Origin of the sequence: Caldinitratiruptor microaerophilus (assembly GCF_025999835.1) — a bacterium.
GTDB classification, from domain to species: domain Bacteria; phylum Bacillota; class Sulfobacillia; order Symbiobacteriales; family ZC4RG38; genus Caldinitratiruptor; species Caldinitratiruptor microaerophilus.
The window spans coordinates 2,947,663-2,961,085 of the sequence record NZ_AP025628.1 but is presented as its reverse complement, the minus strand read 5'-3'; the positions used below and the strand labels follow the sequence as shown (position 1 = coordinate 2,961,085).

The window sequence follows — 13,423 nt, the reverse complement described above, 5'->3', positions numbered from 1 at the left end:
AGGGGGTCGCGGACATGCGGCAGCGGCAGTGGTGGCCCGTCCTGGTGCTCGGGGTGGCCCTCGTGGCCGCCCTCGCCTGGGGCTACAACCAGAACCGGGCCCGGGCCCAGCTGGCGATCCGGAGCGAGAACGCCTACCAGCAGGCCTTCCAGCGGCTCGAGCAGGCGGTGGTGAACATCGAGGAGAGCCTGTCCACCGCCCTGGTGGCCCGCAGCGTGCCGCTTCAGCGCCGCACGCTGGGTGACCTGCGGGTGTTCAGCAGCGCGGCGGTGGAGTCCCTGGCGGGGCTCCCGCTCCTCCACGTCAAGCTGGAGCGGACCCAGAAGTTCCTGAACGACGTGTTCGAGGTTTCCGACGCCGGCCTGGTGCAGCTCGACCGCAACCAGCCGCTCACTCCCGAGCAGAAGGCGCGGCTCCGGGAGCTGCACCAGCAGGCGCGGTTCCTCACCGGCGAGCTCACCAAGCTGTCGGGCCTTCTCGCCGGCGGCCGCATCCGCTGGGCCGACACTGAGCGGATGACCGCGGCGAGCGCCGACGGCGCCGGCGTGACCCCGATCCTCCAGGGCATCTCCGGCATCGAGGCGGGGCTGCGGCCTCCGCCCGGCGAGGAGGCCGCCACGCAGCCGCAGCCGGGACCGCACGAGAAGCCGAAGTCGGACCTGGGCCCGCGCATCGGGCAGGACCAGGCGCTGGCGATCGCAGCCCGGTTCGCCGACCTGCCGCCGGCCACCCGGCCCCAGCTGGCCGGCCGGGCCGACGGCGCCCTCCCGGTCTTCCTGGTCAGCTACACGAAGACCAGCGGGGTCCCGGTGACCATCGCCGTCACGGAGCAGGGCGGGCACGTCCTGCAGATGCTCGACGGGCGGGAGGTCACCCAGATCAAGCTCGGCCGGGAGCAGGTGGTGGCCAGGGCCCGGCAGTTCCTCGAGAAGAACGGCTTCCCGGCCCTTCTCGAGACGGACTACGACGAGTACGGCGACGCCGGCGGCATCGCGGTCGTCACCTTCGTGCCGATGCAGGACGGAGTCGCGCTCTTCCCCCAGCGCCTGAAGGTGCGGGTGGCCCGGGACAACGGGGAGATCGTCGGCTTTGACGGGCGGGACTACTGGGTCTACCGGCGCGACCGCACGCTGGCCCGGCCGGCGATCACCCCCGGCGAGGCCGCCGAGCACCTGGAGCCGGGGGTCACGGTCGAGGACGTGCAGCTCGGCGTCGTCGAGGCGGACCGGGACCGGGAGGTCCTGGCCTACCGCCTGCGGGCCCGCCTGGACGACCTGCGGTACGACATCTACGTCGACGCCAGCACGGGCGAGGAGGTGCGGGTCGACCGCGTGGACCGGAGCTAGACCCGCACGCCGCCGCCCGAACGGGGGGAGCCGGTCCCTCACGGGACCGGCTCCGGCGCTCCCGGCCGGCCCGGCGGGACCGGCTCGGGCGGCACGATGGGCTCGCCCGGTACGACCGGCTCGCCCGGCATGGGCGGGGGGGTGCCCAGCCAGCGCGGGTCGTAGGTGGTGGGCTCGGTGCCCGAGAGGAACAGCTCGTCCGCCGCCGGGCACCCGGGCACGGCCAGAAGGCCCGAGTCGGCGCAGATGCGGGCCGTGACAACCCCCTCCGGCGGGACGAAGGGGGTGGGGGGCCGGCCGGCGAGGGCCCGGCTCAGGAAGTTCGCCCAGATCGGGGCGGCCACGCGGGGCCCCGTGAGGCGACCCGGGGCGGCGCCGGGGTCGTCGCTCCCCACCCACACGGCCGCCACCAGGTCGGGCGTGTAGCCCACCATCCAGGCGTCCCGGGCCTCGTCGGTGGTGCCGGTCTTGCCGGCGGCGGGGCGCCCGCCCAGGATCGGGGCCACGTGCCCGGCGGTGCCGCCGGGCCGCACGACCTCGCGCATCAGGTCGGTGAGGATGTAGGCGACGCCCTCCTCCAGGACCCGCGCGGGGGGATGGCTCGGTTCCGCCAGGACCCGGCCCGTCGGGTCCGTGATCCGCACCACCGCGTGGGGGTCAACCCGCAGGCCCCCGTTGGCGAAGGCGGCGAAGGCCCGGGCCATCTCGAGCACGGTCACCTCGGAGGTGCCGAGCGCCAGCGTCAGGTCCGGCCGCAGCGGGCTCGTGATCCCGAGGCGCCGGGCGGTGTCGATCACCCGCTCCGGACCGAGCGCATCCATCCACCGGGCGGCGACCACGTTGTCCGAGACCCGGATGGCCTCCCGCACCCCGAGCGGCCGGTTGTGGTAGGGCTGCCGGGGGTCGAAGTCGGCCGGTTCCCAGGGAGGCCGGCCCGCGCCGCCCGGGAACTGCACGGGCTCGCAGACCTGGGTCGAGGCGGCCGTGTAGTAGCGGGTCGACAGCAGCGTGGCGTAGAGGAAGGGCTTGAAGGCCGAGCCCGGCTGGCGGGGCGCCTGCACCGCCCGGTTGAAGCTGGAGGTGCGGTAGTCGCGGCCGCCGATCATGGCCCGGATCGCCCCGGTGCGCGGGTCAAGCGCCACCAGCGCGGCCTGGGGCTGGGGCACCCCGCGCGCGTCCGGCACGGGCGCCGGCAAGCCGTCGGCGAGGGCGCGCGCGGCCGCGGCCTGGACGTCGAGGTCCAAGGTGGTGTCGATCCGGTAGCCGCCCTGCGGCAGGCGGTCGGCGATCGCCGGGTAGCTCCGGCGGATCTCGTCGATCACGTGGTCGAGGAAGAAGTCCACCCCCGCCGGAGCAGGGGGAGGCGGCCGCACCCCGAGCGGCGCCTGCCGGGCGGCCGTCGCCTGGGCGGGCGGTAGCACACCGGTGGCGACCATCCGGTCGAGCACCTCGGCGCGCCGGGCCTCTGCCGCCTCCGGGTGGAGGATCGGGTTGTAGAGCTCCGGCCCCCGGGGCAGGCCGGCGAGAAGCGCCGCCTCCGGCAACGTGAGCTCCCGGGCGTGCTTCGAGAAGTACGTCTGGGCCGCCACCTCGACCCCGTACGCCCCCTGACCCAGGTAGATCGTGTTCAGGTAGAGCTCCAGGATCTCGTCCTTGGAGTAGACGGTCTCCAGCTTGAGGGCGTAGACGGCCTCCCGCAGCTTGCGGGCCACGGTGCGCTCCCGGCCGAGGTAGAGGTTGCGGGCCAGCTGCTGGGTGATCGTGCTGCCGCCCTCCACCACGCGGCGGGCGCGCAGGTTGCGGTAGGCGGCGCGCAGAAGCCCCCGGACGTCGATCCCCCGGTGCTGGTAGAAGCGTTCGTCCTCCGCGGCCAGGACGGCCTGGACCAGGTAGGGCGGCAGTTCGGTCAGGGGGACCTCGACCCGGTTCTGGTGGAAGCGGCGGCCGATCAGGCGGCCCTTCACATCGTAGAACTCGGTGGCCCGGGGGAGTTCCGGCGGGGGGAGCGGGGTGAGCGCCACCGCCGCCGCGACCGTCACCGCGCCGGCCGCCAGCACGGCCAGGACGAGGAGCAGCAGGACGAGGGCCGCCACCCCCAGGCGGCCCCACCGTCTTCGCTTGTGCCCTGCCGGTCCGCCCAACGCCATCCCCCCGCGCGCGGCCCGGCGACCGCGCGGCCACTTCCGTCACCTCGCATTGTGGCCGCGCGTGGCCGGGCCTAGCCGCAGCGGCCCCTACGGGACGAGCCGCGTGCGGTCCCGCGGGAAGGCAGCGGCCTCGCGGGCGTTCCCGAGCCCCAGGACCAGGGCGGTCAGCCGCTCCGCCCCGATGGCGAACCCGCCGTGGGGAGGCATCCCGAGTTCGAAGATCTCGAGATAGTGCTGGAACCCCGCCGGGTCGAGGCCCCGCCGGCGGAGGCTCTCCCGGAGCACTTCCGGGTCGTGGATCCGCTGGCCGCCCGAGGTGATCTCCTGCCCGGCCAGGAGGAGGTCGAAGGTGCGGGTGAGCCCGGGGCGGTCGGGGTCCGGGAAGGAGTAGAACGGACGGACGGACGCCGGGTAGCGGGTGATGAAGACCAGGGGCGGCCGCCCCTCCCCGGCGACGTACTGGCAGATGAGGCGCTCCCCCTCGGTGTCGAGGTCCCCCTCCGGCGAGACCTTGCGGTAGCGACGCCGCAGGATCTCGTGCGCCTCGTGGACCGGGATGCGCTCGATGCGCCCGGGCACCTCCGGCACCCTGGCCCCGAGCAGGTCCAGTTCGGCGGCGCTCCGCTCCGCCACGTGGGCGAACATCGACCGGAGGAGCTCCGTCTCCAGGTCCATGAGGTCCTCCTCGGAGTCGATGAAGCCCATTTCGACGTCGAGGCTCGTGAACTCGGAGAGGTGGCGGGAGGTGTTGTGATCCTCGGCCCGGTAGGCGGGTCCCACCTCGAACACCCGCTCGTAGCCGGCCCCGACGAGCATCTGCTTGTACAGCTGCGGCGACTGCGCCAGGAAGGCCCGCTGCTCGAAGTACTGGACCGGGAAGAGGTTCGCCCCGCCCTCCGTGCCGGTGGCGACGATCTTCGGCGTCCGCACCTCCAGGAACCCCTGCCCTGCCAGGTAGTTGCGGAACCCCTCGATCAGGGCCGCCTGCACCCGCAGCGCGGCGCCGATCCGGGGGTGCCGCAGGGCGAAGGCGCGGTGCTCGAGGATGGTCTCCAGGCTCGCCTTGAGGGTCTTCTTGTTGATCTCGAAGGGCGGCACCCGGGTGGGGGCGGACAGCACCTCCAGGGCCGAGGCCCGCACCTCGGCGCCGCCCACCGCCCGGGGATCGGCCGCCACCTCGCCGGTCACCGCGACGACCGCCTCCTCGGGAAGCGGCCGTGCGGCCAGCTCCCCTTCGAGCACGACCTGGGCCACGCCGGACCGGTCCCGCAGGATCACGAAGGCTAGGCCGCCGAGGTGGCGGCAGCTTTGCACCCATCCCTTCAACGTGACCGTCTGCCCGGTGTGCCGTGCGAGGTCTCTTGCCAGAACCCGTGTGGTGGTGAGCGAAGACGACATCGCGGAGGACCTCCCGTCCGGAACGGTTGCGCCGGGGCCGGCCGGACCGGTCCAGGCCGGGCCGGGGCGCCCGGCGCCGCAGGCCGGTGTTTCACGTGGCGGCACGAGTCGTCGCCGGGCGGGACGCCGTGCAGATCCTGCACCCCGGGTGGCGTGCAGAAACCGCCCCTCGACCCCCGGGAGACCGCTCCAACGCCACGAAACTTCCTGCGTCGCGTTTGCCGGCCATGCAACCAAAGAAGGCGGCCCGTCCCGCAAAGGGACGAGCCGCCGGCTCGCGGTGCCACCCTTCTTGCCGGCCCGTCGCGGGCCGGCCCCTCGACAGCGCCCGGGATAACGGCCGGGGCCGTCCGGCGCTACTGGGACGGCGGGACGGCACGCATCCCGACCGCACCGTTCACGCCGGCGCTCGCAGGTGTTCTTCGCCGGGCCCTCCCACCGGCTCGCACCCACCGCCGGCTCTCTGGCAGGTCCGCGCCCGGGTACTCCTCCTGCTCATCACTTTGCGCCTCGCGTTGGCATCGATTCTACCATCCGCAGACCCGCCGTGCAACGGCGGCCGCAGACCGCGGCCGTGCGGTGTGCGCGCGAGCCGGCCGGGGTGCACCAGGCACCTGGTGTCCACTGGGGCCAGGACCGTACCCCCCGCTGCATCCGGGTAGACACCTACGGCGGCTCGTGAGGTGAGGACGGGGGGTTGGAGGACGGCCTTCGGGTGAGGCATGGCGCCGAGTTCCGCTGTTAGTTCGGGCCGGGTGGGAGGGTCGGCGTGGAGGTGCGCCGCCCCGTGGGGTGACTACCGGGCGATGGAGCCCCGGGGCGAGGCATGGGCCAGGGCAGGACACGGGGGGCAGGGCGGTACGCGGTCCGCGATTAGATTACGGAAAGTGCCATAAATGGGCTTCTGTACCTCCAAGAGGCAACATGTGTGAGTTGAGCTGAGCGTTTGACTCGCATTCTTTGCCCCACCGTGGCCCGGGCCGCGGGCGAACCGGCCCGCAAGCAGACATAAGTCTATGTTCCGGTAAACGTCACGCTGCTTTCAGGGGTACTTTTCCAGGGACAGGCTGATTATGGGACAAAAAATGCGACACGACGGAAACGATTGCCAGTCACGGATTGCCTCACGCCTCACCAGACGAGACTCCATTACACGGCGCGCACCGCCCCGACAGGGCGGCCGCACATCCGGCCCGGGCCGGCACAGTGGCTGCGGGGACGTGGACCCGCGCCGGAGCAGTGCCAGGGGGGACAGCGTCCATGCCCCGGCGCCTGCCGGAAGTTCCAGCAGGAATCGTGCGCGACCTGTCAAACCCTTATGCGTGGTCTGCATGAAGTAGGGTGACATGGAAAATCCGAGTAACGTAAGGTTTGGTAAGCATATTCGATGCAGAGGGGGAACACAGGGTGAGTTTGTTCCACCGTAGGAGCCGGGTCGGCTGGCTCACCGCGGGCGCCGTGGCACTGGGGCTGCTCGTCAGTGCGTGCGGCGGGGCCAAGCAGCCCCAGACGCCCCCGGCGCAGCAAGGCGGTCAGCAGGCGGCGCAGCAGGAGCAGGCGAAGCCGGCCGGCCCGAAGACGCTCGTCTGGGGCCGGGGCGGGGACACCGTCAGCCTCGACCCGATCCAGCCCACCGATGGCGAGTCGTTCAAGGTGATCAACCAGATCTACGACACGCTGGTCCGCTACAAGGCCGGCAAGACCGAGGTCGAACCGGCGCTGGCCACCGACTGGCAGGCGAGCCCCGACGCGAAGGAGTGGACCTTCTCGCTCCGCCAGGGCGTGAAGTTCCACGACGGCACCGAGTTCGACGCCGAGGCCGTCAAGTTCAACTTCGACCGCTGGCGGGACACCAAGAACCCCTACCACAAGGGCGGGGAGTTCGCCTATTACTCGTACATGTTCGGCGGCTTCGACGACAAGTCGGTGATCCAGGACGTCCAGGTCGTCGACAAGTACAAGGTGAAGTTCACCCTCAAGCGGCCGTTGGCCTACTTCCTCCAGAACCTCGCCATGCCGATGTTCAGCATCGCCAGCCCGACGGCCATCAAGGCGGACCCGGAGGCCCTGGGCCAGAAACCGGTCGGCACCGGCGCTTACAAGTTCGTCGACTGGAAGAAGGGCGAGTCCATCACCCTGGAGGCCAACCCGGACTACTGGGGCGGCAAGCCGAAGATCGACCGGATCATCTACCGGTCGATTCCGGACAACAACGCCCGCCTCCTGGCCCTGCAGTCCGGTGACATCGACGTGATGGACGGCGTCGAGCCGAACCAGCTGCAGGTGATCCAGTCCGACGACCGGTTCCAGGTGGCGCTCCGGCCGGCCATGAACGTCGGCTACCTGGCTTTCAACATGGACAAGAAGCCCTTCGACAACCCGCTGGTGCGCAAGGCCATCAACCACGCCATCGACAAGAAGGCCATCGTCGAGACTCTGTACGCCGGGCTCGGCCAGGTGGCGGTCACCCCGCTGCCGCCGTCGATGTGGGGCTGGACGGACGACGTGACGCAGTACCCGTACGACCCGCAGAAGGCCAAGCAGCTGCTGGCGCAGGCGGGCTTCCCGAACGGCTTCAAGACCCAGCTGTGGGCCATGCCCGTGCCGCGGCCGTACATGCCGCAGCCGGAGAAGATCGCCCAGGCGATCCAGGGCTACCTCAAGGAAGTGGGCATCGAGGCGGAGATCGTCACCTACGAGTGGGCCACGTACCTCGAGAAGACCGGCATGGGCGAGCACACCATGGCGCTCCTCGGCTGGGTCGGCGACAACGGCGACCCGGACAACTTCCTTTACGTGCTCCTCGACAAGGACAACGCGAAGGGTCCGGACGCCGGCAACATCGCCTTCTACCGCAACGACCAGCTGCACGAGCTGCTGGTGCAGGCCCAGGAGATCCCCGACCAGTCCAGGCGGGCGGAGCTCTACGTCCGGGCGCAGAAGATCATCGCCGAGGACGCGCCGTGGGTGGTGCTGGCTCACGCCCAGGAGCCCATCGTGATGAAGAAGGGCATTCAGGGTTACGTCCCGAACCCCACCGGTTCGGAGCCCCTCTACCAGATCACGCTGCCGTAGCGTGAGCGGTCTCCAGCGGGCAGCGCCCGGCCGGACCGGCGCCGGACCGGCCCGGCCGGGCGGCCCGATCCTGTCTCCGGAGTGAGGTCGCATGTGGCGTTACGTCGCCCGGCGGGTGGGGCTCGTGATCCCCACCGCGCTGGGCATTCTGGTCGCCGTGTTCTTCCTCATCCGGCTCATCCCCGGGGACCCGGCGCGCGTGATCGCCGGCGAGCGGGCGACGACGGAGCAGGTGGAGGCCATCCGGCACGAGCTGGGCCTCGACCAGCCGCTGCCCGTGCAGTTCTGGCGCTTCCTCGGCGGGGTCCTGCAGGGCGACCTGGGCAAGTCGATCCAGAGCAAGGTGCCGGTGGTGGAAGAGCTACTGGACCGCTACCCCGCCACCATCGAGTTGACCCTGGCGGCGATGCTCCTGGCCACCGTGGTCGGAGTCCTCGTCGGGATCATCTCAGCCGTCTACCGCAACACCCTCCTCGACTGGGGCTCGATGACCCTGGCGCTCCTCGGCGTCTCGATGCCCGTCTTCTGGCTGGGGCTCGTCCTCCTCATGGTGTTCGCCGTCGACCTGCGCTGGCTGCCCGCGGCCGGACGGGTCGACCCCCGCCTCGGCTGGCGGGGGGCGACCGACTTCGTGTTCTTCGAGATGCTCCTGCGCGGCCAGTGGACCGTCTTCGTGGACGCCTTCCGCCACCTCGTCCTCCCGGCGGTGGCGCTGGCCAGCATCCCGCTCTCGATCATCGCCCGGATGACCCGCTCGACCATCCTGGAGGTGCTCGGGCTCGACTACGTACGGACCGCCCGGGCGAAGGGCCTCTCCGAGCGGGTGGTGATCTTCAAGCACGTCCTGCGCAACGCTCTCCTGCCCGTGGTGACCATCACGGGCCTGGAGGTGGGACTCCTCCTCGGCGGGGCCGTGCTGACCGAGACCGTGTTCTCCTGGCCCGGCATCGGCCGGTACATCGTGCTGGCGATCTACGCCCGCGACTACCCGGTGGTGCAGGGCGGCATCCTCCTGATCGCCCTGGCGTTCGTGGTGGTGAACCTGGTGGTCGACCTGCTCTACGCCGTCATCGACCCCCGGATCCGCTATGCGTGAGGCGGTGCGCGCCGGGCAGGCCGGGGGCGCCCCCGCCGCCGACCCCACGCAGCAGGGCGCCCTGTGGCGGGGCCTGCGGCGCGTGCTCCGGCACCGGGGGGCCATGGTCGGCGGGACGATCGTGCTCGCTCTGGTGCTGGTCGCCCTCCTGGCGCCGGTCCTCTCCCCCTATGACCCGTACAAGAACGACCTGGCCCGGATCGCCCGGCCGCCCGGACCCGGTCACCTCCTGGGGACGGACGAGCTGGGGCGCGACATGCTGACCCGCCTCATGTACGGGGCGCGCCTCTCGCTCCTGGTCGGGGTCACCTCAGTGGGCCTGGCGCTGGTCGCCGGCACCGCGGTCGGCGCGGTCTCCGGCTACCTGGGCGGGTGGCTGGACCTGCTCACCATGCGGGTCATCGACATCATGCTCGCCTTCCCGAGCACCCTCCTGGCAATCGCCATCACGGCGATCCTCGGGCCCAGCCTGACCAACGCGGTGGTCGCGGTCGCGATCGTGAACGTCCCCATCTACGCCCGCCTGGTCCGGTCCTCCGTGCTGTCGATCCGCGAGCTGGAGTACGTGGAGGCCGCCCGGGCCGCCGGGATGCCGACGGCGCGGGTCATCTGGCGTCACGTCCTGCCGGGGGCTCTGGCACCTCTCATCGTGCAGTCGACCATGAGCATCGGCTCGGCGATCCTGGAGGTGGCGGGCCTCAGCTTCCTCGGCCTCGGTGCCGCCCCGCCGGCCGCCGAGTGGGGCGCCATGCTGTCCCGGGCCCGCGAGTTCCTCCAGACCGCCCCCTGGGTGGTGACCTTCCCGGGGATGGCGATCATGCTGGCCGTCCTGGGCTTCAACCTCCTGGGCGACGGCCTGCGCGACCTTCTCGACCCCCGCCTCCGCCACCGCGGCTGACACGTGTCTGGCGAGACACGCCGGCCCGTCGGTGCTATACTCCTTCCGGATGGTCACGAGGCGGCGGCGGCGGAAAGGGCGCGCCGGCCGGCACAGGGGGGCTTGGCGGGTTGGAGCTGTGGTTCACGGAGAAGCAGACGGACCACATGGCGTTCTCGCTGCGGGTGCGGTCGACCCTCCACCGGGAGACGACGCCGTACCAGGAGCTGCTGGTGGTGGACACCCACCAGTTCGGGCGAATGCTCGTCCTCGATGGGTTCATCATGACCACGGAGGCGGACGAGTTCGTCTACCACGAGATGATGGCGCACGTGCCCCTCTTCACCCACCCCAACCCGCGGCGGGTCCTGGTGGTGGGCGGCGGGGACGGCGGCGTGATCCGCGAGGTGCTCAAGCACCCCACGGTGGAGGAGGCCGTCTTGGCCGAGATCGACGAGCGGGTCATCGAGGTGTCGCGCCGGTACTTCCCGACGATCAGCCGGGCCCTCGACGATCCCCGCTGCCGCATCGAGGTCGGCGACGGCATCCGCTACGTGGCGGAGCACAAGAACGCGTTCGACGTCGTGATCGTCGACAGCACCGACCCCGTGGGGCCCGCCGTGGGCCTGTTCTCCCGGGAGTTCTACCGGAGCGTGCACGAGTGCCTGACCGACGACGGCGTGTTCGTGGCGCAGACCGAATCGCCCTTCGTGAACCCCGTCTTCCTGCGCGACATCCAGCGCCGGGTGGGCGAGATCTTCCCGATCACCACCTTCTACTTCGCCGCCGTGCCCACCTACCCCACGGGCATGTGGAGCATCACGCTGGGGTCCAAGCGGCACGACCCCCGCAAGGTCGAGTTCGGCGACCGGTTCCGGGACATGGAGACTCGCTACTACGACCCCGACATGCACCGGGCGGCGTTCGTGCTGCCCCCCTTCGCCCGCCACCTCACCTGGGAGGCGCAGAAGGCGGCCCGCGAGAAGGGCATCGTGCTGCCGGCGGGGCTGCCGGGGATGGCGCCGGAGCGCTGGCGGGCCGAGCCGGACGGGGGGGCGGAGGGCTGATGGGCCTGGCGGACCGGGCCCTGCAGGGCCTGCCCCTCGAGCGGCTCGACCGGTTCCTCGGCACTTCGGACGACTACGCGTCGGCCCGGGTGGCCATCTTCGGGGTGCCGCTCGACCTCACCACCTCGTACCGCCCCGGCGCCCGCTTCGGCCCGGCCAGGCTGCGGGAGGCGTCGTACGGCCTCGAGGACTGGAGCTACCACCAGGAGGCCGGCCTGGACGAGGTGGCATCGTGCGACCTGGGCGACGTCGCACTGCCGATCGGGCAGCTGGAGGCGTCCCTGGCCGCCGTCGGCCGGGTCGCCGACCGGGTCGTGTCCGACGGCAAGATCCCCTTCATGGTCGGGGGCGAGCACCTGTCCACGCTGCCGGTGCTCGAGGCCGTGGCGCGCCGCCACCCCGACCTCGCGCTCGTCCACCTCGACGCGCACGCGGACCTGCGCGAGGAGTACCTCGGCAACCGGCTGTCCCACGCGACGGTGATCCGCCGCTGCCTGGAGCACGTGGCGCCGGACAGGCTCTACCAGTTCGGCATCCGGTCCGGCACCCGCGAAGAGTACGAGTACGCCCGGCGGCACGCCCACCTCTGGCCCCACCGGGTGCTGGAGCCGCTGCGCGCGGCGGTCGGGGACCTGCGCGGCCGGCCCGTCTACGTCACCCTCGACCTGGACGTCCTGGACCCGGCGTTCGCCCCGGGGACGGGCACCCCGGAACCGGGAGGGATCGACGTGCGGGAGCTCCTCGAGGCGCTGCGCGTGCTCGGCGACCTGCGCGTCGTGGGCTTCGACCTCGTGGAGGCCGCACCCGACCTCGACCCCACCGGCCGCACCGCCGTTGTGGGGGCTCTCATCGTCCGGGAGGCCCTGCTCGCGTTCGGGCGCTGAGCGCGAACCCTTGCAGGGGCTTGAGCGCTCTCAACCGTAGGAACACACCCCCGGCCCTGCGGCCGGGCGGTCCCGGGAGCCCCTCGGGGAGGGAGTCCGCCGACCATGGGCCGGTCACAGACGCTGGAAGACGAGTTCTTCCGCCTCCTGGAGCCGGAGCAGGGGAAGCTCTACCGCCTGGCGCTGGCCATCCTGGGCAGCGACGCCGACGCGCGCGACGCGCTCCAGGACGCCGTGATCCGGGCATTCCGGGCGTACCCGCAGCTGCGCGGCGGCCAGGCTGCCTTCCCCACGTGGATGCGGCGCATCGTGGTGAACAGCGCCACCCAGATCCTGCGCCGGCGGCTGCGGGTGATCCCGGTGGAGCGGCCCGAGGCGCTCCACCCGGATCCCGAGGGCCCGCCGCCTGAGCTCCAGGGCGATGTCTGGGACGCCGTGCGGCGCCTTGACGACCGCTACCGGGCCGTGGTCGTGCTGCGGTTCCTCGAGGACATGTCCCTCGAGGAGATCGGGCGAGCGCTCGACATCCCCGTGGGGACGGTGAAATCCCGGTTGCACGTGGCGCTGCGGCGCCTCCGGGAGATGCTGGCCGGGCCCGGGGCCGAGGCGAGGGGGGCAGGGGCGGTATGAGCTGCGAACGGTACCGGGGCGATCTGGCGGCGCTGGCGGTCGGAGCCCTCGACCCCGCGGCGGCGCAGCCCCTCATCGACCACATCGCCGCCTGCCCCGAGTGCGCGGGGGAGCTGGCGGGCATGCGATCGGTAGCAGGCTTCGTCGCCCGGGAGCTGCGGGCGTGGGTGGAGACCGGCCCGGCGCCGGCCGGCCTCGAGGCCGTCCTGCGCGACGCGGTCCGACAGGCCGGCCCACGTCCGGTCGACCTCGAGGAGGTGCTGGCGCTGGCGAGCCCCGGGGCGCGGCCGGTGATGGCCGGCCGCGCCGGGCGGCGGATGACGCTGGCCATGGCGCTGGCGGCCGCGACGGTCGCCGGGCTCCTGCTGGTGAGCACGCCGGCCGTGCGGCCCGGCGAGCTGCCGGTCGTGGGGAGCCTCGTGGGGCTCCTGCGGCCGCAGGGCGGAGTGCCCGTGCGGGTGGACCGGTCGGCCACCGCCGGCGGGGTGACGCTGACCGTGCACACGGTGACCCACGGCCCGGCGGCGACGGTCGTCGTCTACAGCCTGGACGGCGAGGGGGCGGGGGCCGGGGCCCGACCGGGCCTGGCGGCGCTGTACGCCGGCGGGCGCGCCCTGACCCTGCGCCGGGCCGAGGTGACGGGCGAGGGCGGCGGACCCGTGCGCGTGGTGGCCACGTACGAGGCGGCGCCGGCGGGGGCCCCGCTGGTCCTCCGCCTGGGTGAGGGCGAGCACGCGCTGGAGGTGGAGTTCCCGGCCGCCGCCCGGCGCTAGCGCTCCGCAGGTCCCGCCCGGCGGGTTCCAGCCAGAGAAAGTGTGTCGCCGGGGTCCCTGCGCCCCGGTACTTTCGCGCCCGGCGGTGGCTAGAATAGGAAGTGGGCCACCCGGCCCCCGGGACGCCCGG

The 13,423-nt window shown here is 72.3% G+C and carries 9 protein-coding genes and 1 pseudogene; 8 read left to right on the top strand and 2 right to left on the bottom strand.

Going from position 1 to position 13,423, the window contains the following annotated elements; genetic code table 11:
* The first annotated feature begins 14 nt into the window (after nt 1-14).
* Nucleotides 15-1,346: a germination protein YpeB gene (locus tag caldi_RS14335; protein WP_264842437.1), complete on the top strand. Its 1,332-nt coding sequence runs from the start codon at nt 15-17 to the stop codon at nt 1,344-1,346.
* Between the two features lie 38 nt (nt 1,347-1,384).
* Here caldi_RS14335 and caldi_RS14330 read toward each other — a convergent pair whose 3' ends face one another.
* Both caldi_RS14330 and aspS read right to left on the bottom strand, forming a co-directional pair.
* A complete protein-coding gene (locus tag caldi_RS14330; RefSeq protein ID WP_264842436.1) occupies nt 1,385-3,487 on the bottom strand; it encodes a transglycosylase domain-containing protein in 2,103 nt (700 codons plus the stop codon).
* Nucleotides 3,488-3,580: 93 nt separating this feature from the next.
* Nucleotides 3,581-4,891 carry an aspartate--tRNA(Asn) ligase gene (gene aspS / locus caldi_RS14325; RefSeq protein ID WP_264842435.1) on the bottom strand — a complete coding sequence of 437 codons (1,311 nt, stop codon included), beginning with the start codon at nt 4,889-4,891 and terminating at the stop codon, nt 3,581-3,583.
* Between the two features lie 1,407 nt (nt 4,892-6,298).
* Between aspS and caldi_RS14320 the strand changes: the two genes are divergently transcribed.
* From caldi_RS14320 to caldi_RS14290, 7 genes and pseudogenes are all read left to right on the top strand, one after another.
* Nucleotides 6,299-7,966: an ABC transporter substrate-binding protein gene (locus tag caldi_RS14320; protein ID WP_264842434.1), complete on the top strand. Its 1,668-nt coding sequence runs from the start codon at nt 6,299-6,301 to the stop codon at nt 7,964-7,966.
* A 91-nt stretch (nt 7,967-8,057) separates the two neighbouring features.
* Nucleotides 8,058-9,062, top strand: coding sequence for an ABC transporter permease (locus caldi_RS14315; protein WP_264842433.1), 1,005 nt, complete (start codon nt 8,058-8,060; stop codon nt 9,060-9,062).
* A gap of 4 nt (nt 9,063-9,066) precedes the next feature.
* A complete protein-coding gene (gene nikC / locus caldi_RS14310; protein ID WP_264842432.1) occupies nt 9,067-9,960 on the top strand; it encodes a nickel transporter permease in 894 nt (297 codons plus the stop codon).
* Nucleotides 9,961-10,070: 110 nt separating this feature from the next.
* Nucleotides 10,071-10,892, top strand: a pseudogene (gene speE, locus caldi_RS14305) (polyamine aminopropyltransferase); the annotation flags it as partial.
* A gap of 113 nt (nt 10,893-11,005) precedes the next feature.
* Nucleotides 11,006-11,890, top strand: coding sequence for an agmatinase (speB, locus tag caldi_RS14300; protein WP_264842431.1), 885 nt, complete (start codon nt 11,006-11,008; stop codon nt 11,888-11,890).
* A 105-nt stretch (nt 11,891-11,995) separates the two neighbouring features.
* Nucleotides 11,996-12,520, top strand: a complete 525-nt coding sequence (locus caldi_RS14295; protein ID WP_264842430.1) for an RNA polymerase sigma factor — start codon at nt 11,996-11,998, stop codon at nt 12,518-12,520.
* Nucleotides 12,517-13,293, top strand: coding sequence for an anti-sigma factor family protein (locus caldi_RS14290; protein WP_264842429.1), 777 nt, complete (start codon nt 12,517-12,519; stop codon nt 13,291-13,293). Before caldi_RS14295 ends, caldi_RS14290 begins: the two co-directional genes overlap by 4 nt.
* Nucleotides 13,294-13,423 lie beyond the last annotated feature (130 nt).